Origin of the sequence: Streptomyces sp. 35G-GA-8 (assembly GCF_023534745.1) — a bacterium.
In the GTDB taxonomy this organism is placed as follows: domain Bacteria; phylum Actinomycetota; class Actinomycetes; order Streptomycetales; family Streptomycetaceae; genus Streptomyces.
In genome coordinates, this window is sequence record NZ_JAMHJQ010000011.1 from 277,161 (window position 1) to 300,963 (window position 23,803).

General features: G+C 71.3%; 24 protein-coding genes. 10 read left to right on the forward strand and 14 right to left on the reverse strand.

All coding sequences use genetic code 11. The annotated features are described in order from the left end of the window. The first annotated feature begins 47 nt into the window (after window positions 1-47). Complete coding sequence (locus M1203_RS26025) at window positions 48-680, forward strand: helix-turn-helix domain-containing protein (RefSeq protein ID WP_249952224.1); 633 nt, start codon at window positions 48-50, stop codon at window positions 678-680. A gap of 138 nt (window positions 681-818) precedes the next feature. Further along, entirely contained in the window at window positions 819-1,703 is an 885-nt protein-coding gene (locus M1203_RS26030; protein ID WP_249952225.1) for a trans-aconitate 2-methyltransferase, read from the forward strand. Window positions 1,704-1,715: 12 nt separating this feature from the next. Here M1203_RS26030 and M1203_RS26035 read toward each other — a convergent pair whose 3' ends face one another. Both M1203_RS26035 and helR read right to left on the reverse strand, forming a co-directional pair. Next, window positions 1,716-2,603, reverse strand: a complete 888-nt coding sequence (locus tag M1203_RS26035) for a septum formation family protein (RefSeq protein ID WP_249952226.1) — start codon at window positions 2,601-2,603, stop codon at window positions 1,716-1,718. Window positions 2,604-2,837: 234 nt separating this feature from the next. Further along, the gene (helR, locus tag M1203_RS26040; RefSeq protein ID WP_249952227.1) at window positions 2,838-4,991 is read right to left on the reverse strand and encodes an RNA polymerase recycling motor ATPase HelR; all 2,154 of its coding nucleotides are present in this window, start codon (window positions 4,989-4,991) and stop codon (window positions 2,838-2,840) included. 364 nt (window positions 4,992-5,355) lie between these two features. On the opposite strand from helR, the gene M1203_RS26045 reads away from it, so the two are divergent. Further along, a complete protein-coding gene (locus M1203_RS26045) occupies window positions 5,356-6,048 on the forward strand; it encodes a TetR/AcrR family transcriptional regulator (protein WP_249952228.1) in 693 nt (230 codons plus the stop codon). A 38-nt stretch (window positions 6,049-6,086) separates the two neighbouring features. Here the strand turns inward: M1203_RS26045 and M1203_RS26050 are convergent, their stop codons facing one another. Beyond that, window positions 6,087-6,932, reverse strand: a complete 846-nt coding sequence (locus tag M1203_RS26050) for a class I SAM-dependent methyltransferase (protein ID WP_249952229.1) — start codon at window positions 6,930-6,932, stop codon at window positions 6,087-6,089. A gap of 127 nt (window positions 6,933-7,059) precedes the next feature. On the opposite strand from M1203_RS26050, the gene M1203_RS26055 reads away from it, so the two are divergent. After that, on the forward strand, window positions 7,060-7,683 hold the full coding sequence (locus M1203_RS26055; protein ID WP_249952230.1) for a DUF6461 domain-containing protein: 624 nt from the start codon (window positions 7,060-7,062) through the stop codon (window positions 7,681-7,683). Window positions 7,684-7,746: 63 nt separating this feature from the next. On the opposite strand, the gene M1203_RS26060 is transcribed toward M1203_RS26055, so the two are convergent. Next, window positions 7,747-8,736 (reverse strand): sigma-70 family RNA polymerase sigma factor, encoded by a 990-nt coding sequence (locus M1203_RS26060; protein ID WP_249952231.1) that lies wholly within the window; start codon window positions 8,734-8,736, stop codon window positions 7,747-7,749. Window positions 8,737-8,812: 76 nt separating this feature from the next. Here M1203_RS26060 and M1203_RS26065 point away from each other — a divergent pair, with 76 nt between their 5' ends. Next, a complete protein-coding gene (locus tag M1203_RS26065; protein ID WP_249952232.1) occupies window positions 8,813-9,961 on the forward strand; it encodes an alkene reductase in 1,149 nt (382 codons plus the stop codon). Here the strand turns inward: M1203_RS26065 and M1203_RS26070 are convergent. Next, window positions 9,925-12,249 carry an ATP-binding domain-containing protein gene (locus M1203_RS26070; protein WP_249952233.1) on the reverse strand — a complete coding sequence of 775 codons (2,325 nt, stop codon included), beginning with the start codon at window positions 12,247-12,249 and terminating at the stop codon, window positions 9,925-9,927. The genes M1203_RS26065 and M1203_RS26070 overlap by 37 nt on opposite strands. A gap of 81 nt (window positions 12,250-12,330) precedes the next feature. Then, a complete protein-coding gene (locus M1203_RS26075; RefSeq protein ID WP_249952234.1) occupies window positions 12,331-12,957 on the reverse strand; it encodes a TetR/AcrR family transcriptional regulator in 627 nt (208 codons plus the stop codon). Window positions 12,958-13,051: 94 nt separating this feature from the next. Between M1203_RS26075 and M1203_RS26080 the strand changes: the two genes are divergently transcribed. Next, window positions 13,052-14,023 carry a zinc-binding dehydrogenase gene (locus M1203_RS26080; RefSeq protein WP_249952235.1) on the forward strand — a complete coding sequence of 324 codons (972 nt, stop codon included), beginning with the start codon at window positions 13,052-13,054 and terminating at the stop codon, window positions 14,021-14,023. Window positions 14,024-14,076: 53 nt separating this feature from the next. On the opposite strand, the gene M1203_RS26085 is transcribed toward M1203_RS26080, so the two are convergent. Beyond that, complete coding sequence (locus tag M1203_RS26085) at window positions 14,077-14,868, reverse strand: TetR/AcrR family transcriptional regulator (RefSeq protein ID WP_249952236.1); 792 nt, start codon at window positions 14,866-14,868, stop codon at window positions 14,077-14,079. A gap of 126 nt (window positions 14,869-14,994) precedes the next feature. On the opposite strand from M1203_RS26085, the gene M1203_RS26090 reads away from it, so the two are divergent. Beyond that, entirely contained in the window at window positions 14,995-15,960 is a 966-nt protein-coding gene (locus M1203_RS26090; RefSeq protein WP_249952237.1) for an ATP-binding cassette domain-containing protein, read from the forward strand. Next, complete coding sequence (locus tag M1203_RS26095; RefSeq protein WP_249952238.1) at window positions 15,953-16,720, forward strand: ABC transporter permease; 768 nt, start codon at window positions 15,953-15,955, stop codon at window positions 16,718-16,720. Before M1203_RS26090 ends, M1203_RS26095 begins: the two co-directional genes overlap by 8 nt. A gap of 39 nt (window positions 16,721-16,759) precedes the next feature. Here M1203_RS26095 and M1203_RS26100 read toward each other — a convergent pair whose 3' ends face one another. From M1203_RS26100 to M1203_RS26110, 3 genes are all read right to left on the reverse strand, one after another. Further along, window positions 16,760-18,004 (reverse strand): GNAT family N-acetyltransferase, encoded by a 1,245-nt coding sequence (locus tag M1203_RS26100; RefSeq protein WP_249952239.1) that lies wholly within the window; start codon window positions 18,002-18,004, stop codon window positions 16,760-16,762. Window positions 18,005-18,139: 135 nt separating this feature from the next. Continuing rightward, window positions 18,140-19,114 (reverse strand): asparaginase, encoded by a 975-nt coding sequence (locus M1203_RS26105; protein WP_249952240.1) that lies wholly within the window; start codon window positions 19,112-19,114, stop codon window positions 18,140-18,142. A gap of 147 nt (window positions 19,115-19,261) precedes the next feature. After that, window positions 19,262-19,927 (reverse strand): ABC transporter substrate-binding protein, encoded by a 666-nt coding sequence (locus tag M1203_RS26110; protein WP_249952241.1) that lies wholly within the window; start codon window positions 19,925-19,927, stop codon window positions 19,262-19,264. Window positions 19,928-20,093: 166 nt separating this feature from the next. On the opposite strand from M1203_RS26110, the gene dtd reads away from it, so the two are divergent. Then, the gene (gene dtd, locus M1203_RS26115; RefSeq protein WP_249952242.1) at window positions 20,094-20,531 is read left to right on the forward strand and encodes a D-aminoacyl-tRNA deacylase; all 438 of its coding nucleotides are present in this window, start codon (window positions 20,094-20,096) and stop codon (window positions 20,529-20,531) included. 88 nt (window positions 20,532-20,619) lie between these two features. On the opposite strand, the gene M1203_RS26120 is transcribed toward dtd, so the two are convergent. From M1203_RS26120 to M1203_RS26130, 3 genes are all read right to left on the reverse strand, one after another. Continuing rightward, a complete protein-coding gene (locus M1203_RS26120; RefSeq protein WP_249952243.1) occupies window positions 20,620-21,585 on the reverse strand; it encodes a folate-binding protein YgfZ in 966 nt (321 codons plus the stop codon). 10 nt (window positions 21,586-21,595) lie between these two features. Then, window positions 21,596-22,036, reverse strand: coding sequence for a Fur family transcriptional regulator (locus tag M1203_RS26125; RefSeq protein ID WP_249952244.1), 441 nt, complete (start codon window positions 22,034-22,036; stop codon window positions 21,596-21,598). 112 nt (window positions 22,037-22,148) lie between these two features. Next, window positions 22,149-22,721, reverse strand: coding sequence for an FABP family protein (locus M1203_RS26130; protein WP_249952245.1), 573 nt, complete (start codon window positions 22,719-22,721; stop codon window positions 22,149-22,151). Between the two features lie 326 nt (window positions 22,722-23,047). On the opposite strand from M1203_RS26130, the gene M1203_RS26135 reads away from it, so the two are divergent. After that, on the forward strand, window positions 23,048-23,416 hold the full coding sequence (locus M1203_RS26135) for a DsrE family protein (protein WP_030353446.1): 369 nt from the start codon (window positions 23,048-23,050) through the stop codon (window positions 23,414-23,416). Here M1203_RS26135 and M1203_RS26140 read toward each other — a convergent pair. Continuing rightward, complete coding sequence (locus M1203_RS26140; RefSeq protein WP_249952246.1) at window positions 23,410-23,772, reverse strand: DUF3099 domain-containing protein; 363 nt, start codon at window positions 23,770-23,772, stop codon at window positions 23,410-23,412. The genes M1203_RS26135 and M1203_RS26140 overlap by 7 nt on opposite strands. Window positions 23,773-23,803 lie beyond the last annotated feature (31 nt).

Consider the following 23,803-nt stretch of genomic DNA (forward strand, 5'->3'; position numbering starts at 1 on the left):
ACGGCCACGCTAAGCATCGTTTGCGTATGAGGCATAAGGTGTTGCTCATGACGCAAGACAATGGCGATCTCGACAGCCTGGTACGCAAGCGGATCCGCGCTCTGCGCGTGGCGCAGGGATGGTCCCTGGACGAGCTGGCCACCCGCGCCCGGCTCAGCCCCTCCACGCTCAGCCGGATCGAGACCGGGCGGCGCCGTCTCGCCGTGGACCAGCTCGTCACCCTCGCCCGTGCCCTGGACACCACGCTCGACCAACTGGTCGAGACGGCCTCGGACGACGTCATCTCCAGCCCGACGATCGACGCCGCCCACCAGGTGATGCGCTGGCCCATCCGGGCGGATCCGGGCATGACCGTCGTACGCCAGCGTATGACGAACCCGCCGCCCGAGGGCCCGTCGAGCATGCGCGCCCACCCGGGCCGGGAATGGCTCGTCGTCCTCTCCGGCACGGCCGTCCTGCTGCTGGGCAACCGGCGCTTGCGCGTGGAGACCAACCAGGCCGCCGAGTTCCCCACGATGCTCCCGCACGCCATCGGCGCCGAGGGCGGGCCCTGCGAAGTCCTGGGCATCTTCGACCGCGACGCCCGCCGCGGCCACCAGCGCAACGAGCAGAGCGCGGGCGGCACCGGCAGCACTCGCGGCGCCCGCGGCGCCGGTGACGCGAGCAGCCCGTCGCACTGATCCCGGCCCTGCCGCCCCACAGCCCCGTCGCGCCGTCGGTCGCGTCGGCTTGCGCGGCGAGCAGGCCAGGCGCCCACCGTCTTGCGCTTCCGGGAAGCGACCGTGCCGGACGCCCGCGAACCTCCTAGCGTGGCCGCCATGACACACGCATCCCCGCCCGCCCCGCACACAGCCCACGACCACAACCACGGTCACGGTCACGGTCACGACGCCGGCGCCGGCGCCGACGGCCAGACGGAGATCCTCGACCTGGACGCCGAAGTGCTCGCCGAGCACATCGCCTCCATCACCGCATGGCTGCCCGTCAAAGCGAGCCCCCGCCACATCGTGGATCTGGGCTGCGGAACCGGGGCCGGCACCCTCGCCCTGCTCAAGCGCTTCCCCGAGGCCGAGGTGACCGCCGTCGACACCTCGGCCGCCTATCTGCAGCGCCTGCGGGACAAGGCCGCGGCGGCCGGTCTCGCCGATCGGGTACGCACCGTTCAGGCCGACCTCGACGGTGCCTGGCCCGAGCTCGGCACGCCCGAACTGGTATGGGCATCCGCCTCCATGCACCACATGGCCGACCCCGACCGCACCCTGCGCCAGGTCCACGACACGCTCGCCCCCGGCGGGCTGTTCGCCGTCGTCGAACTGGCGGGCTTCCCGCGCTTCCTGCCCGAGGACGCCCCGGCGGACCGTCCCGGACTCGAAGAGCGCTGCCACGCCGCACTCGACCGCCACCACACCGAGCACATGCCCCACCGCGGCGCGGACTGGGGACCCAAGCTGACCGCGGCCGGCTTCACCGTCGAGGGCGAACGCGTCATCACCGTCAACCTGGGCCCCCCGCACACCGAGGCCGTCGGCCGCTACGCCCTCAGCGGTCTGACCCGCCTGCGCGGGGGCCTCACCCAGGAACTGACCACCGAAGACCTCGCCGCCCTCGACCGGCTGCTCGACACCGAAAGCCCTCACAGCATCCTGCGCCGCGACGACCTGACGGTACGCACCGAGCGCACGGTGTGGGCCGCGCGCCGCTGATCCGACGGGGCGTCAGCCCGCCCAGACCTCGGCGTCGTCGGCCGGGACGGTGGTGGCCAGGCCCAGTTCCTTGCGGGCGGGGACCGACTTGGCCGGGTCGATGCCGGTGAACGCCGAGTCGTAGGCGAGGTAGAACGCGTCGGCGTCGGTGGCCTTCGCGGCCTTCTTCCAGCTCCCCGCCGCCTTCGTCAGCGTCGCGCGGAGCTTGCCGACCTCGGCGCCCTCGATGCCGTCCAGACCCTTGACGTGTGCGTCGAGGGCAGCCGCGACGCTCTTGGCCTGCGCCTTGTAGCCATCCAGGTCGTCCTCGACGGTGTCCTTCTCCGGCTGGGTCGCCCACATGGCCTCGTAGACCGCGTTCGAGCCCGTGAGGTACGTGATCTGCTCGGGCTTGAGGGATTTCGCGACGTCCAGCGAGCCGCTGAACGTGCCCTTCTCCATGGTGTAGGTGCAGCTCACCGCGCGGTCGCCCGTCCCCCAGCTCTCCTTGGTCGGGACGTAGTAGAAGAGGGCGACGCCCTTGGGGAGCGCCCAGGTGTCCGGGGCGTGCTTCTGCGCCTCGGCCGGGCAGCGCTCGTCCGCGATCGTCGAGACCCCGTCGTCGCCGGGGTACTCCTTGTCCTTGTCCATGACGAACTCGCCGACGACCTGGCCCTCGTGCGCCTCGTCGCAGGGCACGATCTCGACGGTGTACGCCGTCCCCTCGGTCTTGCCGGTCGGGTTGTAGCAGTCGCCGATGTCCAGCGAGAACACCGAGCGCTGGCGAGCGACCTGCTTCGCGCCGTCCTTGGCGCTGTCGATGGCCTCGGAGACGCCCGAGCATCCCACCGCACCGATCGCGAGGAGGGCGGCAGCGGCGGATATGCCGCGAAGGGAACGATACGGGGCACGGCTAGTCATGACGTGTACATCCTCTTACGTGATCTTTATGAGGGGCACGCGCATCGTATGCCGTTCCTGTGGCCCGGCTGTACGAAGGCTGTGCGAAGGTCCTCACCATCGCGGCGTCTCTGACTCGCGACGGGCCGCGAAGGTTGTATCCGGGCCGCTCGCGGAACGTCAGGAGCTCCTACGTCAGGGACTCGTACGCCTGGAGCTCGTACGCCAGAAGCTCGTACGTCAGGAGCTCGTACGTCAGGAGCTCCTGAGGATGACGAGTCGCTGGGTCGCCCGGGTCATCGCGACATAGCGGTCGACCGCTCCCTCGACGCCCTCGCCGAACGCCTCCGGGTCGACGAGGACGACCAGATCGAATTCGAGGCCCTTCGCCAGCTCCGGGGTCAGCGACCGTACGCGCGACGTCGTCCGGAAGGTGGGGTCGCCGATGACACAGGCGATCCCGTCGGTATGTGCGGCGAGCCAGGTGTCGAGGGTCGGGCGCAGATCGGATACGGATCCGTGGACGACGGGAACGTCGCCGCCGCGGATGGAGGTCGGCACGTTGGCGTCCGGGAGTACGGCCCGGATGACCGGCTCGGCCTCGGCCATGATCTCTTTCGGCGTCCGGTAGTTGACGCTCAGGGAGGCCAGGTTGATCCGGTCGAGCCCGACCCGCTCCAGCCGCTCCCGCCACGACTCCGTGAACCCGTGCCTGGCCTGGGCACGGTCCCCGACGATGGTGAAACTGCGGGACGGGCAGCGGAGCAGCAGCATCTGCCACTCCGCGTCGGTCAGTTCCTGGGCCTCGTCCACGACGATGTGCGCGAACGGGCCCGCGAGCAGGTCCGGTTCGATGCCGGGCGCCGCGGTCTCGTCGACCAGGCTGTGCCGTGCGTCCTCTCCGCGCAGCATCGTCAGCACCCCTTCGCCGTCACCCTCGGCCTCGGACTCCAGCAGGGCGTCGACGACCTTGGCCATCTGCTCGCGTTCGGCGGCGAGGGAGGCCGCGTGCCGGCGCTTGCGCCGCGCCGTCTCCGGGTCGCCGAGCCGCTGCCGGGCCGCGTCCAGGAAGGGCAGGTCGGATACGGTCCAGGCCTGGGCTTCCGCGCGCTGCAACCGCTGGACGTCGTCGCGGCTGAGCCAGGGAGCGCACATCCGCAGGTAGGCGGGTACCGACCAGAGGTCTCCTACGAGGTCGGCCGCTTCGAGCAGTGGCCACGCGCGGTTGAAGGCCGCGACCAGTTCCCTGTTCCGCGGCAACCACGCGCGGAGCTGGTCGTCGGAGACGTCGCCTTCGTGCTTGTCCACCAGGATCGTGAGCAGTTCCTCCCAGACCTGGTCGCGCGCCTCGTTGTGCGGAGTACCGGGTTCCGCCGCGTCGAAGGCCACGGCCCAGTCGTCGGCGCTCAGCCGGATGTCGGACCAGTGGGTTGTGATCGTCATCCCCTTGGCGGGCGGCTCCTCGTAGAACCTGACGGCTGTCTCGACCGCCTTCACCACATTCGCGGACGACTTCAGGCGGGCCACCTCCGGATCGGCCTCGACCGCCGCCGCGGCTCCCTCGGCGACGAGGTCCCGCAGGGTGCAGATCTGCACACCCTCCTCCCCGAGGCTGGGGAGGACATCGGCCACGTACCCCAGGTAGGGCTGGTGCGGACCCACGAACAGCACGCCGCCCCGCCGGTGCCCGAGGCGCGGGTCGGCGTAGAGGAGGTAGGCGGAGCGGTGCAGAGCGACGACGGTCTTTCCCGTACCCGGACCGCCGTCGACGACGAGAGCGCCGCGGGATCCCGCGCGGATGATGGCGTCCTGGTCGGCCTGGATGGTGCCGAGCACGTCCCGCATCCGTCCCGACCGGTTGCCGCCCAGACTGGCGATGAAGGCGGACTGGTCGTCGAGCGCGGCGTGCCCGGCGAACCCGTCCGGGGTGAACACCTCGTCCCAGTAGTCGCTGACCCGGCCGCGGGTCCAGCGATACCTGCGGCGGCTTGCCAGACCCATCGGGTTGGCGTGCGTGGCCCCGAAGAACGGCTCGACCGCGGGGGAACGCCAGTCGAGCAGCAGCCTGCGGCCCGCGCTGTCCGTCAGGCCGAGTCGTCCCACGTATACGGGCTCGGGGCTGTCCGCGGCGACCATGCGTCCGAGGCACAGGTCCAGCCCGAAGCGGCGCAGTGCGCGCAGACGAGCGGTCAGCCGGTGGATCTCCATGTCCCGGTCCATCGCCTGCCGGCCGATGCCGCCGGGCGCTCTGCGTTCGGCGTCGAGGCGGTCGGAGAGATCGGCGATGGACTGCGCGAGGCACTCCGCGATGGCCGCGAAGTGCTGTTCGTCGTCGGCGATCAGCGCCGGGTCGGCCTTGGGGGCGAGGCGGTCGGGGAGGTCGAACGCGCTGGTGGTCAGGGGTTTCACTGATCTGCTCCGATCTGAGGCCGCGTGCGGCCATGGCGTGTGGCACGGCATGCGGCGGGGCGTGCGCGGGGCGTCCGGACCGACGGGACGGACGTGGTGGCGGCCGGGGCGGGCGGGGCGGGCGCAGTGGGCACGGTGGGCACGGCTCCGCCTTGACGTGGCCGCCGCGGCCGTTGTCGGTCGCGTCAGGGCGCTCGGCCAGCGATTCTGCGGCACGACCCGGGTCTTGCCGCAAGCCCCCCGGTGCGCTATACGTTGAGAGTGGAAAGAGGTGGGTACTCCCCTTTCCCCCTCCGTCTCCCCCTCCCCCTCCGTCGGCTGTGACCCGCCCGGCCGTGGCGAACATGTTCGTTAGGGTGGGCCCGTGACTCCGAGAACCCCCGCGCCCCGCAGCCGCCGCGAGCGGCCCGCCAAGCCCGCCCTCACCTATGAGGGCATCGTCGCCACCGCGGTCCGCCTGATGGAAGCCGAAGGACTCCAGCGGGTCACCATGCGCCGGCTCGCGCAGGAACTCGACACCGGTCCCGCCTCGTTGTACGTGTACGTGGCCAACACCGCCGAGCTGCACGCGGCGATCCTGGAGCAGCTCCTCGGCGCCGTCGATCTCTCCCCGGCCGCCGGTGAGGGCGACTGGCGCGAGCGGCTGGCGCGGCTGCTCGGCTCGTATACGCGGGTGCTGTTCGCGCACCCCGGCCTCGCCCACTCCGCGCTGGTCGCCCGCCCCTCGGGCCCCAACTATCTGGACCTGGTCGAGGGCGTACTCTCCCTCCTGCATGAGGGCCGGGTGCCCGACGCGCAAGCCGCCTGGGGCGTCGACGTGCTGCTCCAGGTAGCCACCGCCATCGCGGCCGAACAGTCCACCCGCAGCCGATCCGCCGGGGCCGAAGCCGAACACCACGCCCTCGTCGCCGCGTTGCGCGAGGCGTCCGCCGAATCCCATCCGCGGATCGCCGCGCTCGGCGGCGAGCTCATCTCCGGCACCCCTGAGCAGCGTCTCGCCTGGATCTTCCACATGGTGATCAACGGCACCGTCACCACTCCGCGCCTCGCGCCGTAACCGCGACGCGCATCAAGTCCCTTGACGTCAGGACCGGCTCACCGGGCGGACGGCTCGCGCCAGACGAAGACCTCGGTGCTCGGCTGACGTTCGGAGAAGCGGCCCGACGGTGAGGTCTCCCGCAGCAGTCGGCGGAGGTCCGCCTCGAAGTCGCCGCGCCGCGTGCCGAACAGGTGGGGCGCGGACGAGGATGTCGAGAACACCAGCGCCACGACCTCATCGCAGGACCGTTCCAACGCCTGCCCCCCGGGTACGACATACCGCTCCGGTCCCGAGAAGCCCGCCCGGCCGAGCACGGCGGCCTCACCGCTGGGCGTTCCGTACCGCAGTACCCCACGACCGGCCCGCCGGACGGGGCCGAGGTACTGCCCGACCAGATCGTTGATGGCCGTATAGGGCACCCCCGGACAGGGGAGACCGTCGACCGCTCGCGTCTCCGTCTTCAGGTCCGAGATATGGACGAAGGCACCCGCCGACCGGAGCATGCCCTTGACGGTCGCCGCCACCAGGTCACGGTCCATCCAGTGAAAGGACTGACCGAAGGTGGCGACGGTGAACGTCCCGAGTCCCGCGGGCAGTTCCTCCGCACGGGCCCGGACCCACCTCGCCTTCCGGGCCACGCCCGCCTTCTCGGCCTGCTGCCCGGCTTCGGCGATCATGCCGCTGTCCGGGTCCACGCCGACCACCTCGCCGAACAGATCCGCCAGGCCCAGAGCAAGGGTGCCAGGCCCGCAGCCCACATCGAGCAGACGCCCGCGGCCGTCGAGCAGCAGAACCTCGGCGAGCAGCTCCGCGAGCCCGGGAGCGTACGGGAGCCGCCCACGCGGGTAATAGGGGGCCGAGCCCAAGAACAGTGTGTCGTCCCACTCCCAGCCTTCGGGCATACCGGCCTGCCGCCCTTCTCACACGGACTCACGAACGAGGGGTCCCTCGATGGCGCTGCGGCTCGATCATGCCCGATCGGAACGCCTTCCCCGGCCGATGTCAGACCCCTGCGGCATGATCTCGCCCATGGCCCCGACCTCGTCCGCGACTGTCACCGACTACTTGTGGTTCCAGGAGCGCTTCCCGGATCTCGCGCAGGCGTATTGCCTGACGCTGGTGGACAGCCTGCCGCCCGCAGCCGTACTCGACCGGCTGGGCGGCCGGGCCGAGCAGTCGCGGACGGGCGTGGCGGCGGTAGTGGACGAAGCATTCGATCTCCTCGAACGTACCGCGAACGCACGGCAGTTCATCGCCATGACTACCGTCGGGTCCTGGACCCTGCTGATCGAGCCCTGCGGTTTTCCCCGGGTCGACGAGGAGCAGGCACTGCCCGCGTCGGCGGGTACGCGCTGGGTGTCGCACTTCGTCAGCATCAACGCGTTGAGCGCGTTCCTCTGGGCCGAGGACACGACGATCCGGCTGATGTTCGATCCCACCGTCCCCGACGACCGATGGGGAGCGACCCCCGACGAACTCCTGGAGGCCATGCACGACAGCGGTTTCCAGTTCTGGAGCGAGGTCTCCGAGACCGCGACGGACCTGTCCACACCGGCCGCGTTCGCTCTGGCCGAGCGGCTTACGGGAGTGCGGATCACGCCGGGGCTCCTCCAGGAGGCGACGTTCAGCTGTGGCAGCACCGAAATCGGGTGAGCGCACGGGCAGGGTGCCGTGCGGGCCGGACGGGTCAGCAGGAAGCCCCGCCCGGGACGTCGCCTACAGCGCATCGCGTACGTCGCGTACCTCGCGTACGTCGAGCACGGCCAGTTCGAGCCGCTGAAGGCGGGCCGGGTCGGCGATCACCTCGTAGGCGGTGATCCTCTCGCCGTCGATCGTGAAGGTGAGAGCGCGGAACAACCGGCCGCGCGGGGCGACCACGGCTCCCACGGTTCCGTTCACGAGCGCCGCCTCCGCGAACCGTGCCCCGCGACCGAGGACCATCGTCTCCTCCGCCACGGCGCGCGCCCCGCGGACCTCCGTCGCCACTCCCGGTGGCAGGCCGGCGGGATCGGCACGGCGTACGACGTCCGGGGCCAGCACCGCGAGAAGCGCGTTCAGGTCGCCACCGCGTGACGCGGCGAGGAAGGCCTCGATGACCTGCCGGTGCCGGCCGGTATCGGCGCCGGGCACCGCCGGGGTGCCCTGTACCTTGTGGCGCGCGCGGCTGGCGAGCTTCTTCGTGGTGACCGGTGAGCGCTCCACGATGGGCGCGATCCGGTCGAACGGCACGGCGAACAGGTCGTGCAGGACGAAGGCGACCCGCTCGGCGGGACCCAGCGTGTCCAGCACCACCAGCAGCGCCCTGCCGACCGAATCGGCCAGCACCGCCTCCTCTTCGGGGTCGCCCCCGGCACCGTCGCCCCCGCCGCCACGGGTGGCGTCACGGGTGGCGTCGATCCGGTCCGGCAGCCCCTGCCCCACCGGGTCCTCCCGGCGTGACGTACGGGAGCGCAGCATGTCGAGACAGACCCGCGAGACCACCGTCGTCAGCCAGCCTGCCAGGTTGCCGAGCCCGTCGGCATCGACGCGGCTGAGCCGCAGCCACGCCTCCTGGACCGCGTCGTCCGCCTCGCCGGCCGAGCCGAGCATCCGGTAGGCGACCGCCCGCAGCCGGGCGCGGTGCGTCTCGAATCGTTCCGCCAGCCGGTCCTGGTACTGGTCCTGGTCCTGGTACCGGTCCTGGTCCTGGTCCCGTTGCCCGCCCATCGGTCACCTTTTCTCGTCGCGCTCCGTCAACTTCAGCACACCCCTGTTGACGGGGAGAGACGAGAAAAGGTGACCCATGACCATCACGACGGACCTCGGGACAGGAACGACCCCGCCGACCACCGTTGACCAGCCACTCCTGCGGCCCGCGCGCCTCGGGGACCTCCGGCTCCCCAATCGGGTGGTGATGGCCCCTCTCACCCGCGCCCGCGCGGTCGACGCGGGGCTGCTGCCGACCGGGATGCACGCCGCGTACTACGGCCAGCGGGCCTCCGCCGGGCTGATCATCACCGAGGGGACCTGGGTCAGCGAGCGCGCGATCGGCTTCGCCGGCGTTCCCGGTGTCTACAGCGAGGAGCAGATCGCCGCGTGGCGCCGGGTCACCGATGTCGTCCACGCACTCGGCGGCCGTATCGTCCTCCAGCTCTGGCACACCGGCGCCGCCTCGCACCCCGATCACCTCGGCGGAGAGCTGCCTGCCGGGCCCTCGGCGGTCAACCCGCACGAGAGGTCGTACACCCCGAGCGGCTTCAAGGACACCGTCACTCCCCGGGAGATGACCACCGCCGACATCGGGACCACGATCGCGGAGTACGGCGCGGCGGCGGCGAACGCCCGGCGCGCCGGGTTCGACGGGGTCGAGGTCCATGCCCTCGGCTCGTTCCTCATACCGCAGTTCCTCAACCCGCGGCTGAACCGGCGCTCCGACGCCTACGGAGCCGACCGCGCCGGCCGGCGACGCCTGCTGTTCGAGATCATCGACGCGGTCGCCGCGCCCTGGGACGGACGGCGGGTCGGGGTGCGTCTGTCGCCGTACTGGACCGCCGAGCGCTTCACCGCCGACGAGGCGATGCTCGCCGCGTACGACGAACTCGTGGCGGAGCTGGGCGACCGCCCCCTCGCGTATCTGCATCTGCGCGGACCGGCCCCCGCCACGCCGGGTGACGGCCCCGACGTCGACGCGTTCGCGCGCTACCGGCGACTGTTCGACGGACCTCTGATCGCGAACCACGGATTCGGCCGCGCGTCCGGGAACGCCGTCATCGAAGCGGGCACGGCCGACGCCGTCGCCTTCGGCACGCACTTCATCGCCAACCCCGACCTCGTCACGCGGTTCGCGCTGGGCCGCGAACTGGCGACCGGTGACCCGGCTACGTACTACGCGGGCGGGGCCGAGGGGTATGTCGACTACCCCGTGAGCGGCTGGCGGGACGACGTGCGATAGCACGGGGCCGACGCCATCGGGAGGAGGCCGGGGACGTTCGGCGAGCGGCTGGGCCCGGAGCGGGCAGTGCCGAGCACCGCCGGCAGCGGGCGGCTGTGCACGATGTCCAGGCGCGACACCGCGCGGGTGAGGGCCACGTACAGCCGGTGCCGTCCCCGCGCCTCCGCCTCCGCGATGGCCACCGGCTCGACGAGTACGACATGGTCGTACTCCAGCCCCTTCGCCGCCGTCGCGGGCAGCACCGCCACCCGGGCCGCCGAGGCGCCGAGTTCGTCCGGCGTCGCCGTGGCGATACCGGCGGCCGTGAGTACGGTACGGAGCCGCTCGGCCTCCGGGTCCGCCGCGATGACGCCGATCGAGCCCTCGCGGGTGAGCGCTTTCCGTACGGCCTCGGTCACCGCGCCCGCCAGATCGCCCACCTCAGGCACCTGACGTACCGTCAACTCGCCGTCCCCGCGCAGGGAACGGGCCGGGGGTACGTCGACATCCAGCGAGGCGAGCAGCCGGTTGGCGAGTTCCACGACCGCTCCCGGGACCCGGAATCCGGTGGTCAGCGGGGTGACCGTGGCGTCCGGCCGGCCCAGATGGGCGAGGAGTTCGGGCCAGGAGCGGGCGGCCCAGGGCGTGGTGCCCTGGGCGAGATCGCCCAGCACCGTCAGCGAGCCGAACTCCGCCCGGCGGGCGATCGCCCGGCACTCCATCGGGGACAGGTCCTGCGCCTCGTCGATGACGATATGGCCGTATCCCTCGGGGTGTTCGATGAGGCCCGCGAGCTCATCGAGCAGCACCAGATCGGCCGCCGACCACGGCAGCCGCCTGGCCGCCCGCGCGGACAATGGAGGGGCGGAGGGAGCGCGTGTACGGGCGGAGGGCGTACGGGCGGAACGCCTCGCCCGTTGGATCGCGCGCCGTTCCTCGGGGGTGAGGATGCCCTCGGCCGCCGACTCCGGATCGGCGAGCAGAGCCGCCAGCACCTCCTCGGGCGCCGCTTTGGGCCAGACCGTGTCGAGGTACGCGGTGACCGCCCGCGAGCCGGCCACCCGCCGCACCCACGCCGCGGACTGCGGGCCCGCCCGCCGTTCCGCCCGGAGCTGGATCTCCCGTACGGCGCGGCTGCGGACCCGTTCCCTGCCCAGGGCGTACGGAGGCGCCTCGGCCCGTACCTCCGCCACGATCCGCGCCAGCTCGTCGAGCCCGAGGCGCCAGCGGTACGAACCGTCCGGGACGGTGAGCGGCTCGGCGGGCGCCGCGACCCGCCCGTACAGCGCCCGGCGCAGCACTTCGGCCATCCGGGCGTCATGCTTGACGACCGCCGCCGCCTCCGGGTCCTCCGCGCGCACCGGATGGCGGGCGATCTCGTCACCGACCGTCGACTGCCGGATGCCGATCTCCCCGAGGGTGGGCAGCACTTCGGAGATATAGGAGAGGAAGGTGCGGTTGGGGCCGAGGATCAGCAGGCCGCCACGTTGGATCCGGCGTGGATACGTATAGAGGAGGTAGGCGGCACGGTGCAGCCCGACGGCGGTCTTGCCGGTGCCCGGGGCGCCCTGGACACAGACGGAGCGGGTGAGGTCGGACCGTACGAGATCGTCCTGTTCCGGCTGGATGGTGGCCGCGATGTCGCGCATCGGACCGACGCGGGGGCGTTCGATCTCGCCGGTGAGGATCGCGCTCCTGGCCGGGAGCGCGCCGTTCCCCGCGCCGTTCCCCGGGCCGTTCCCCGGGCCGCTCCCCGGGCCGCTCCCCGGAGCGGACCCCTCGGCCGTCAGCCCCTCGGCCGTCAGCCCCTCGGCCGTCAGCCGCTCGGCCGTCAGCCGCTCGTCCTCCAGGCTGGTCAGATCCTCCGGCGCCCCCTTGCTCCAGGGCGCCCAGCCGAACCGACGGCGCACGGTGACGCCCTGCGGATCGCGCGCGCTCGCCCGGTAGAAGGCGCGCGAGACCGGCGCGCGCCAGTCGATGACGAGGGGCGGCGCCGAGGGGTGTTCACTGATCCGGCGCCGGCCGATGTGGTAGCTCTGGCCGCTGTGATCGCCGTCCGGCGCCACCCCGAAGTCGAGCCTGCCGAAGAAGAGCGGGCTGTCGGGCTCCAGCCGCAGTTCCTTGGCGCGACTGCGCAGATGGCGGCCGAGGACCTCGGCGTCCGCGCCGGAGGCGAAGGCGTTCTCGCCGGTGACGACCTGTTCGTGCGCGTCGTCCACCATGCCCGTCAGCGCGGCGCGGCAGGTCTCGTGGTAGGTCCGTTCGCGATCGAGCTCACGGTCGAGTTCACGGTTGCGTTCGCCGTTCATCCCACCGAGGATAACGTAACCGAGTTAAAAACATTACCGAGTCTCACTACTTTCTCCGGTCGCGCTCACCAGAGGTCGCGCTCACCAGAGATTGAGCCCGGAGCGCAGCTGTCCGAAGGCCAGCTCCGCCGCCTCGACGGCGTCCGGATACACCTCCTCGACGCTCTCCCCCGTCGTGATCCTCCGCCAGTTCTCCTCCGCGAGGACGCGCTGTACGGCGATGATCTGGCACGAGCCGAGCGCACCCCCGATCCCGCCGCCGAGAGCCCCGGCCAGTGCCGCCTCGGAGCGCCGCTGAAACCCGTACAGCCTGGCCACCAGACTCGGAGTCCCGTAGAGCAGCCGGTGGTACGCCAGCACCTCGTCGGCGTCATTGAGCCCGGTCACCGGGTCCCGCCGGTCGAGTCCCGCCAGGAAGTGCAGCCGCAGGGCATCGAGCGGACGCACGCCGTCGGGCCTGCCGGCGACCACCCGGGCCGCCTCGTCCTCGTGGTCGGCGAAGCGGTGCAGTACCAGATCCTCCTTGGTCGGGAAGTACCGGAAGAGGGTGGGCTTGGAGACCTCGGCCGCGGCGGCGACCTCCGCGACCGACACCCGGTCGAAGTCCTTCGCGAGGAAGAGCCGGATCGCGGCGTCGGAGATCTCCCGGTACCGCTGCTGTTTCTTGCGTTCGCGCAGACCGAGGTCCTGGAGGTCCTGATCGTTCATGACCACGAAGCGTACGCAGCGCTTGACCTCAACCGGACTTGAAGTTCAACACTCGCCGTAAGGAACAACGCGAGCAACAACACAGGGTGGGGATATGCGTGCAGCTCGGGTGACGGCTTTCGGGGGTCCCGAGGTCCTGGTGACGGCCGAGGTGCCCGACCCGGTGGCGGGTCCGGGCGAAGTGGTGATCGCCGTCGCGGTGGTGGACACGATCTTCGTACAGACGCAGGTACGGGCGGGCTGGGGGCAGGAGTACTTCCCCGTGCGGCCCCCGTACATCCTGGGCGGCGGAGTCGCCGGTACGGTGCGCTCGGTCGGCGCGGGGGTGGACGCCGACTGGACCGGTCGGCGCGTCGTGGCCTCGATCGGCATCACCGGCGGCTCGGCAGAGCTGGTCGCGACCCCGGTCGAGTCGCTGGTGCCCGTACCGGACGGCCTCCCGTTCCCGACGGCCGCCGCGGTGTTCCAGGACGGTGTCACCGCCCTGGCCCTCATGGACCTCACCGGGGTGACCGCGGACGAACGGGTACTGATCACCGGCGCGTCCGGCGGCATGGGCACGCTGATGGTCCAACTCGCCAAGGCCCGGGGCGCGTACGTCGTGGGCGTCGCGCGGGGCGAGCGGAAGACCGCTCTCGTACGGGAGTTGGGCGCCGACGCCGTGATCGACGGAGCCCACGACGACTGGCCGGCGCGCGCCCGCGAGGCGCTGGGCGCGCGGGGCGCGGATGTCGTCCTGGAGGGCGTGGGGGGTGGGATGGGCCTGGCAGCCTTCCCGTTGACGGCGGACGGCGGTCGCTTCTCGGCGCACGGCGCACCGACGGGCGGCTTCGCCCCGGTGGACGCGCGCCACGCGGCGGACCGGAGGATCAGGCTGCTGGGCATCGCGGACGTGCGGATCCCACGGGGGGAGAGCGTACGGCTGGCGGCGCGAGCCCTCGCGGAAACGGCGGCGGGCCGGCTGCGCCCGGTGATCGGCGGCACGTTCCCCCTGGACGAGGCGGCGGACGCGCACCGGGCGATCGAGGGCCGCGGCCTGCTGGGAAAGGTCCTGCTGACGGTCTGATCGGGCTGACGGGTTGACGGGCTGACGGGCTGACGGGCTGACGGGCTGACGGGCTAACTCACCCGACCCCGCCTCCGCACCAGCGCCTCGACCCCGTCCAGCACGCAGTCGAGGCCGAAGGTGAACTCCGTGTCCGGGCCGTCCTCGCCGTCCAGGCCGCCGGCCGCCAGCAGTTCGGCGACCGCAGGGTAGCGGGCCGGGTCGGCCAGTCTGCGGAGCGTGCGTCCATAGCCCGCCATGACCTGCTGGGCCGATGAGCCGCTTGCCTTGATGGCCGTGTCCAGGTCGGACATCAGCATCGCCTCGTTCCGTACGAAGCCGCTGACCAGCAGGATCACCGATATCTTCGTGCCGTCGTCCAGCCCTGTGCCGGCCAGGGCGTTGAGGCCGCGCTCCCACCACGCCACCGAGTTGGGGGTCACGGGCGGGCCCGAGATCGGGATGCGCAGCGCCCACAGGTCCCGGTGGTACGCCTCGCGCTGCGTCCAGGCCCAGTGGGCCAGCGCCTCGCGCCAGCCGGTGCCGGGCTCCGGCGGGGCGGGGGGCGCGCCGATGGCCGCCTCATGCATCAGGACGTACAGCTCGTCCTTGGCCGCGACATAGCGGTACAGCGACATCGTGGAGACGCCCAGTTCCTTGGCGACCCGCCCCATGGAGACCGCGCCCAGCCCTTCCGCCCGTGCGACACCGACCGCCGCGTCGACGATCCGCGTCAGGCCGATGCCGGGCTTGGGCCCCTTGGCCGGGCGTTCCCGCAGTCCCCAGGCGGCCTCGATGCTGGCGGGCAGCCCCGTACCACCGGCACCGCCACCGGCACCGCCGCCATCACCATCAGCGATCGCCATCGTGTCCACCCTTCTCCGCACGCTCCCCGCTTGACGCCCATCCTAGTAATGCGTAACCCTTACACAGTAGCGCGTATGTCATACGCAATAGATCAGCGGCAGCACAGCGGAACAAGGGGAATGTCCATGACCTCGCACCCGGCCATCGAGGCCACCGGCCTCGAAAAGTCGTACGGAAAGGGAAGCGCGCGGGTGAGAGTCCTGCGCGGGATTGATCTTCGTGTCGAACGCGGCACGGTCTTCGCGCTCCTCGGCCCCAACGGCGCGGGCAAGACGACGGCCGTACGGATTCTCACCACCCTCACCACCGCCGACAGCGGCACCGCCAGGGTCGCCGGGTACGACGTCGTCGCCGACCGGCGCAGGGTGCGCGGCGCCATCAGCCTGACCGGGCAGTTCGCCGCCGTGGACGAGAAACAGACCGGCGAGGAGAACCTCCGCATGATGGCCCGTCTCAGCGGGCTCTCCAGGGCCGACGCGCGCCGCCGCGCCACCGGGCTCCTCGACCGCTTCGGCCTCGCCGGCGCGGGCGGGCGGCTCGCCGTCACCTACTCCGGCGGCATGCGGCGCCGGCTCGATCTGGCCGCCGGTCTGGTCGGCGACCCCGAGGTGGTCTTCCTGGACGAACCGACCACCGGCCTCGACCCGCGCAGCCGCCAGGAGCTGTGGCAGGTCGTACGGGACCTCTCCGCGCGCGGCGCCACCGTCTTCCTGACCACCCAGTACCTGGAGGAGGCCGACCAGTTGGCGGACCGTATCGCGGTGGTCGACCACGGTCTGGTGGTCGCCGAGGGCACGGCGGAGGAGTTGAAGAGCCGGGTCGCGGGCCACCGCCTCGATCTCGTACTGACCAGCCGCGAGGCCTATCTCCGCCTCGCGTCCCGCGCTGTCCACCACGCGCCCGAGAGCCTCACGCTCGGGCTGCCGACCGACGGCACCGCCGCGCGGGTGCGCGCCCTGCTGGACGAGATCGACCCGGACGGTACCGAGGTGGCGCGCTTCGCGCTGCACGGCGCCACCCTCGACGATGTCTTCCTCGCGCTGACGGGCGCGGCCCCGGCGAGCCAGGAGCAGGAGCCCACCCATGTCTGACGCGCTCGCGTCCTCCCGTACCCACGCCCTCACGATGGCCGCTCGCGGCATCCGTCTCAGCAGGCGCAATATCGACGCCGTCATCACCGCGATGATGCTGCCGATCATGCTCATGCTGATCTTCGTCTACTTCTTCGGCGGCGCCATCGACACGGGCACGGAGTACGTGACCTACGTCGTCCCCGGCGTCCTGCTCCTCTGCGCCGGCTTCGGCTCGTCCAGCACCGCCGTGAGCGTCAGCGAGGACATGAAGGGCGGCATCATCGACCGCTTCCGCTCCCTCGACATCGGCGGCGCGTCGATCCTCGCCGGGCATGTCACGGCGAGCGTCGCCCGTAACGTCGTCTCGACGGCGCTCGTTCTCGGCGTCGCTCTCCTCATCGGCTTCCGCCCGTCGACCACACCCGCCGCCGCGCTCGCCGCCGCCGGCATCCTGTTCGCCTTCATCGTGGCCATCTCCTGGCTCTCGGCGGCGATCGGTCTGCTCGCCAAGTCCCCCGAGGCGGCGGGCGGGTTCACGTTCTTCATGATGTTCCTGCCCTACCCGAGCAGCGCCTTCGTCCCGATCGACACCATGCCGGGCTGGCTCCACGGCTTCGCCGACCACCAGCCGGTCACCTCGGTCATCGAGTCCCTGCGCGGACTGCTGCTCGGCCTGCCGGTCGGCTCGGCGCCCTGGGTGGCGCTGGCGTGGTGCGCCGGGCTCCTGGCGCTCGCGCTCGGCCTGTCAGGGGTGCTGTTCAGGGTGCGGACGGCGTGAGGTCCTCGGGCCGCCCGGACGGCTTCCGGGCGGCCGACATCAGAAGACGTCCGGGCACCAAGGACGACGCGCCGTACGGAACAGCGTCTCCGCGACCGCCGCCGCCCCCGGCCGCTCCTCGGTGAGCAGGCCGAGCGCGGCGAGGCGCACCGCCGACTCGTCCCCCAGGTACAGCGCACCCAGTTCCCGTACGTCCAGGGCGATGTCCGGAGACTCCGTGGTCGGCGCGCAGACCCCGCCCTCCGGCGTCCCCTCCAGCCGGAACCGCCCGCCCGCCAGACCGACCCTGTCGTGGATCTCCAGCGTCAGCGCGGCCGGCACGGCGTATGTACGCGCCTCCAGGGCCCGTACGGTGTCGAGGATCCGTACCCACAGGAAGTCCGCCTGCGTCACGATCCGTGCCGCGCGGGGATCGGGAAGGAACCGGGGCAGCAGATCGTCCGTGGCGCGGTACCCCGTCCTGACCGTGGTGATCCAGTCGATCGAGCAGACGAAGTGCCACAGCGCCCGCTCCGCCGCCGGGGTCAGCGCGATCAGCTTCCGTACCGACGCGGTGTTCAGCGGCTGCTTGGCGTCGCCCCAGTTGTCGTCGGAGGCGTAGGTGACCAGGCCCTCGATCTCACCGGCCGCCGAGCGGTACACCGCGTTGAAGGGCTCCGTCCAGGGCACGCCGGACGGCGTCCGACCCGTGTCGACGTTCCACCAGCGCTCATCGCGGTCGATCGCGCCGTGCTGCCGCACCCGGAAGCGTTCATGCAGGTCGGGGCCGAGTTTGCGGACGTCCGCGAGGTCGATCAGATCGATCCTGCCGCCGTCGTCGGGCCCCGACCGCCGTGGATCAAGTCCGGTACGCGCCACATCGATCGCCCACTCGGTGATCCCGGCGGCGGGGCCGAACCCGTACCGCCCGTAGATCGGGTACTCGGCGGCGATCAGCGTGGCGACGGCGTCCCCGCGCTCCTTCGCCGCCGCCAGATCGGCGGCCATCATCCGGCTGAGCAGTCCGCGCCGACGGTGGGTGGGCGACACGGTCACGTTGCTGATCGCGTCCGCCGGGAGCACGGCGCCGCCGACGACCGTCAGTTCCTGCGCGAAGGACCGGAACGTGGCGACGCAGCGCCCCTCGTCGAAGGCGCCGCGCGTACGGGCCGGTTCGAGGTGCGCCGTCCGCGCGGCCGTCTGTTCGTCCGAGCTGCCCGGCGCCCGTAGAAACCCGGTGGCCAGGGCGCGCAGCCAGTCGGGATACTCGGATTCGGTGACCGTACGGACGTCGACAGTGCTCATGGTCGTCACGCTAAGCGGTCCCGGCGGCCCGCCGCATCCGGATTTTCGCCGGCCGACCGGCGCCCCGGAGACCCCCTGAGACATCGGAGTCCCGGACCTCCCGGAGACCCGGGGAACGGACAGTACCGAACGACCTCAGAACGCCGCCCGTACCGCCCCGACCTCCACGCCGCCGCCCAGCAGCGGCGCCCGCCCGATCCGGCCCAGCACCTCGGCCTCCACGCCCAGCAGTTGGAGCGCCCGCTTCAGCACGGGCCCCCGCGCCCGGCTCCCGCCGTCGTCGATCTTGAAGGCCAGCGCGCGCCCGTCCGGCAGCGCCACCGCCTGAACCGCCTCCGCGCCCGTCTTGGCGAGCGTGCCCGGCATCTCCCTCATCAGCATTGTGTCGGACCTGCGCGTCCCCCCGACATACTCGGGATGGGCGCGCATCGCGTCCGCCACCCGCCGCTCCGCCGACCCCGGCGCCGCGAGGACGAAGTGGCGGAAGGCGCGGGCGAGACCGGTGAGGCTGATCGCCATCAGCGGGGCGCCGCAGCCGTCCGTACCGATCGTGGGGACCCGCTCGGCCGCCGTCTCCTCGATCACCATCCGGACGAGCTTCTGCACCGGATGCACCGGGTCCAGATAACTCTCCGTCGGCCAGCCGTTGTGTACGCAGGCCGCCAGCATCGCGGTGTGCTTGCCCGAACAGTTCATGACGATCCGCTCCCGCACCCCGCCGGCGGCGAGATACGCCTCCGCCTCCACCCGGTCGAGCGGCAGATCGGGCGGCGTCCGCAGATCGTCGGTCGACAGCCCGTGCTCGGCGAGCATCGTACGGACGAGCGCGAGATGGAACCCCTCGCCCGCATGGCTCGCCGCCGCCAGCGCCAGCCGCTCCCCGGACAGCTCCACCCCGGCCCGCAGCACGGCCGCGGCCTGCATCGGCTTGTTGCTTGAGCGGGGGAAGACCGGGGCCTCGGGGTCTCCGAGCTCCAGCTCGACCGTGCCGTCGGCCGCCAGCAGCACCAGCGTTCCCCGGTGACTGCCCTCGACAAAGCCGGAGCGTACGACTTCGGCGAGTACCGGCGGTACGGCCGGCGATATGACATGGGAGCTGGAGGACATCATCGGCCTTCCGGTACTGGGGGCACCCGCTCGCGCGGTCCGGCGCGGATCCGTACGGACCCACCCGGATCCGCACGGATCCACTGTGATCAGCGGGCAGTTGGGGCGGTACGGATCAACACGGAATCAACACGGAGTCAGACGGAATCACTACGTCAGCAGATCGTCCACCTGAGCTTCACCCTCACGGTACCTGCGGGCGATCTCCGCGCTGCAGTCGTCCGCCGTCCGCTGCAACTGATGGCGGCGGCGCGAGAGCTGCTGCTCGTTGCGGACCAGCCGCCCCATCGCCGTATGCAGCTCCTCGTCCGTACGGGCCGCCAGGTCCGACAGCTCCACCTCGGCGAGCGTCTCGGCGGCCAGCAGGCGGTACTCCTCGCTGCGCGGGGTGGAGAGCGTGACATGGCGGGCGGACGAGCGGTGCCGGGAGGGAGAGTCGGTCAGAATCTCCGACAGCCGGTCGACCACCCGGGTCTCGGGGGCGGTACGACGGGCCAGTTCGGCCCGCAGGATGTCGATCCTGCCCTGGAGCAGCCGCCGCAGATAGCTCAGATCGGCCTCGTCCCGCTGTGAGTCACGGCGCAGCGCGCGCAGTTCCGGCAGCCGCAGCACACCGAAGTCGTACGGCCGGGGCGCGGGCAGCGTGCCCTCACCGCCGGTCCGCTGCACGGGCGGCCGGGGCCCCCCGCTCCCCGGGCCCGCCGCTCCCGGCCCGTGGTCCGTGCCAGGACCGGCGGCCGGTCCGCTGCCGGTCCCGGTGGTCGTACGGGTAGTCGGTACGGGACCGGGCGCCTGCCCGGCGCCAGATGTGCTCATCGCGCGTACTTCCCCTCGCTCAGCTGAGAGACCCCTGCCCCTATCCGCTGGGAACCCCCATCTCTCGACAGGTACGCAGAACGCACCGCCTCCGTGCATCGTGCCACTCCCACGACCGCGTATGCGGGCACTCTGCACCCGTTCGGCCCCCGATAGGTTGATCCGTATGCGTGCAGTGGTGCAGAGAGTCGACGGCGCGAGCGTCGTGGTCATGACGGAGTCCGGGCCGGAAACCGTCGGCGAGATCATCGGTGAGGGCTTGTGTGTGCTGGTGGGAGTCACCCACGAGGACACCGTGGAGCAGGCGGAACGGCTGGCCCGCAAGCTCTGGTCGATCCGGCTGCTGGAGGGCGAGAAGTCCTGTTCAGAGGTGAACGCCCCGCTCCTGGTGATCTCGCAGTTCACTCTCTACGGGGACGCCCGGAAGGGCCGCCGCCCCACCTGGAACGCGGCGGCCCCGGGCTCGGTGGCCGAACCGCTGGTCGACGAGGTGGTGGCACAGCTGAGGGCGCTGGGCGCGAAGGTGGAAACGGGCCGGTTCGGAGCGGACATGCGCGTCTCGCTCACGAATCACGGCCCGTTCACGGTGCTGCTCGACATGTGAGGCGCGGTACGGGCAGACGCCCCGGGACCGGTACGGGAGAGGCACCCCGGGCCCCCGGGCCCGAGGCCCGTACACCCCGCCCCCGGGGCTACGCCTCGACCACCGTCTCCTGTGCCGCCGCCGTGTCCCCCGCCAGCAGTGGCGCGTCCAGCGGCACATTGCGCTTGATCAGGGCCAGCGCGATCGGCCCCAGCTCGTGATGGCGGGCCGAGGTGGTGACGAAGCCCAGCTGACGTCCCTCGGCGCCGTCGGCGGCGAGCCGGACCGGTGTGCCATGACCCGGCAGATGGACTTCGCTGCCGTCCAGGTGCAGGAAGACCAGCCGACGCGGCGGCTTCCCCAGGTTCTGGACGCGGGCCACGGTCTCCTGGCCCCGGTAGCAGCCCTTGTCGAGATGGACGGCGGTGCCGATCAGCCCCACCTCGTGCGGGATGGTCCGGTGGTCGGTCTCGAAGCCGAGGCGCGGCCGGTGCCCCTCGATCCGCAGCGCCTCGTACGCGAGGATCCCGGCGACCGGCCCGTGCGCGGCGGCGTACGACTCCAGGTCGGCGCGGGGCAGGAAGAGATCCCGGCCGTACGAGGTCTCCCGTACCGCCACGCCCTCGGGCGCCTCGGCGATGGAGCCCGCCGGCAGATGGACGACCGCGAAGTCGTCCGTACGGTCCGCGACCTCGACCCGGTAGAAGAACTTCATCGACTCCAGATAGCCGATCAGCGCCTCCCGCGTGCCGGGCTCGACATGCGCCCAGACCGTCGCACCGTCGTCCACGAGATACAGCGCGTGCTCGATATGGCCGTGCGGGGAGAGGATCAGCGCCTCCGTGGCACGGCCGACGGGCAGCTCGCTGACGTGCTGGGTGAGCAGCAGATGCAGCCAGCTCAGCCGGTCGTCCCCGGTGACGGTGACGACCCCGCGGTGCGAGAGATCCACCAGACCGGTGCCATCGGCGAGGGCTCGTTGTTCGCGGAACAGATCACCGTAGTGGGCGGCGACACCTTCGTCCTGTCCTTCGGCGGCGACGGCTCCGGGCAGGGACAGCAGAGGGCTCTTCATGGTGATCAGCCTACGACTCGCCGCCGTTCGCGACGCGGGCCGCGCAGTTCTGGCACCGCCCGAAGATCGCGAAGTGCTTCATGTCCGTCGTGAACCCGAAGTCCTCGCGCAGCTTCGCGGCGAACTCCGCGACCACCTCGACATCGGCCTCGATGACATTCGTGCAGTCCCGGCAGACCAGGTGGATGTGGTGGTGCCGGTCGGCGAGGTGGTACGTGGGAGCGCCGTGCCCGAGGTGGGCGTGCGAGACGAGGCCCAGCTCCTCCAGCAGCTCCAGCGTCCGGTAGACGGTGGAGATGTTCACCCCGGAGGCGGTTCTGCGTACCTCGCACAGGATGTCGTCGGGTGTCGCGTGTTCCAGGGAGTCCACAGCTTCGAGAACAAGCTGGCGCTGAGGGGTCAGCCGGTATCCACGCTCACGCAGATCGCTCTTCCAGTCAGTGCTCACCACGCCCCCAGTGTAGGCAGGCGCGGCGGCACGGGTGGCTTTCCCGGCAGAGGATCTCGGCCACGCGGGTCTTACGTCGTTCCCGCGCGGGTCTTGACGGGAGATGACGTGGGTCTTACTTGAAGAAGGCGATGCCGTCGTCCGGGAGATCGCCGAGGTCCTTGGCCCATGCCTCGACCTGGTCCGGGGACACGACCTTCTTCAGATGCGCCGACATGTACGGGCGCAGCGGCACCTCGGGGGTGGACTTCTCGCCCACCCACATCAGGTCGCCCTTCACATAGCCGTACAGCCGCTTGCCACCGCTGTAGGGCCCGGAGGCCGCCGTACGGGCCACCGCGTCGGTCACCAGGTCGATCTGCGGCTTCTGGTCGGCCAGCTCGCCGTACCAGACCTCCACGACGCCCTGGTCCCTGACCATCACGACCTCGACCTTGCGGTCCTTGTCGATGCGCCAGTACCCGGCCTCGGACTCGATCGGCCTGACCTTCTTGCCCTCGTCGTCGAGCGCCCAGGTGTGCGAGACGTACTCGACGAAGTCCCGGCCGTCGTGGCTGAAGGTGACCTCCTGGCCGAAGTTGGCCTTCTCGTCCCCCGGGAAGTCGAAGACACCGACGCCCTCCCAGTTGCCGAGGAGGAAGGCGAGGGGAACAAGGTCCGGGTGCAGGTCGGACGGGATCTCGATCATGAGCGGCTCAGGCGATCTGTAGGGGTGAGGACGGGATGACCAGCGTGCGGCGACCGGCGCGAGATATCAGCGCTGGCCCTGGTACAGCTTCTTCACGGCCAGAACGGCGAAAGCGAGCACGCCGACGCAGACGAGGACCAGCAGGGAAGTGAAGAAAGCCTCAAGCACGGCGTGCTCCTCGGATGAGCGGTATGGGCGGTAAGGGCCGGGCCCCAGCCTAATGGGTGGTGGCCCGGCCCTCTCGGCGAGGTACTCCGACCTATTCCGGGCCCGTACCGGGCCCGCACCGGGACCCTCGGCAGGGGGCGCCGAATACAGTTCGGCGTATGCACTCCGCGAAGAAGCTCGTGATCAAAGTGACCGCCGGGGCCGACGCCCCCGAGCGCTGCTCCCAGGCCTTCACCGTGGCTGCCGTCGCCGTGGCCAGTGGGGTGGAGGTCTCGCTGTGGCTGACGGGCGAATCCGCGTGGTTCGCGCTGCCGGGCCGGGCGGCGGAGTTCGAGCTGCCGCACTCCGCGCCACTGCCCGAACTCATCGAGTCGATCCAGGCCGCCGGTCTGATCACCCTGTGCACGCAGTGCGCGGCCCGGCGGGACATCACGGAGAAGGATGTCCTGGACGGGGTACGGATCGCCGGGGCTCAGGTCTTCGTCAGCGAGATCATGGCGGACGGCGTGCAGGCGCTCGTCTACTGACCTTCCGGTCTCCCGGTCGGTCGCCCGTCCGGTCTCCCGGCCGGCCTCGCGCCGGGCTCGTCGCCATGGTGGGCGCCGTACCGCACGCGCCGCTCGTGATCCTTCCTGTGGTCCAGCTCGTCCAGCCACTTCTCGGACTCGGACGGAGCACCGTCCGGCGGATCGTCCCACCAGCGGTCGGTCTTGTCCTTGGTGTTGCCCACGATGGCGGCGGCGGGCGGTATGAACATCGCGACAAGGGTGAGGGCGACGGCGGCGGGGATCGAAATATCGCGCACGAACGTCCAGGCGGAGACGAAGAGCACCAGACATACGCCCATGAGCAGGAAGTACCGACGACGGCGTCGTGCGTACATATTTTCAGTGTACGTCCGCGTACATCCGTGA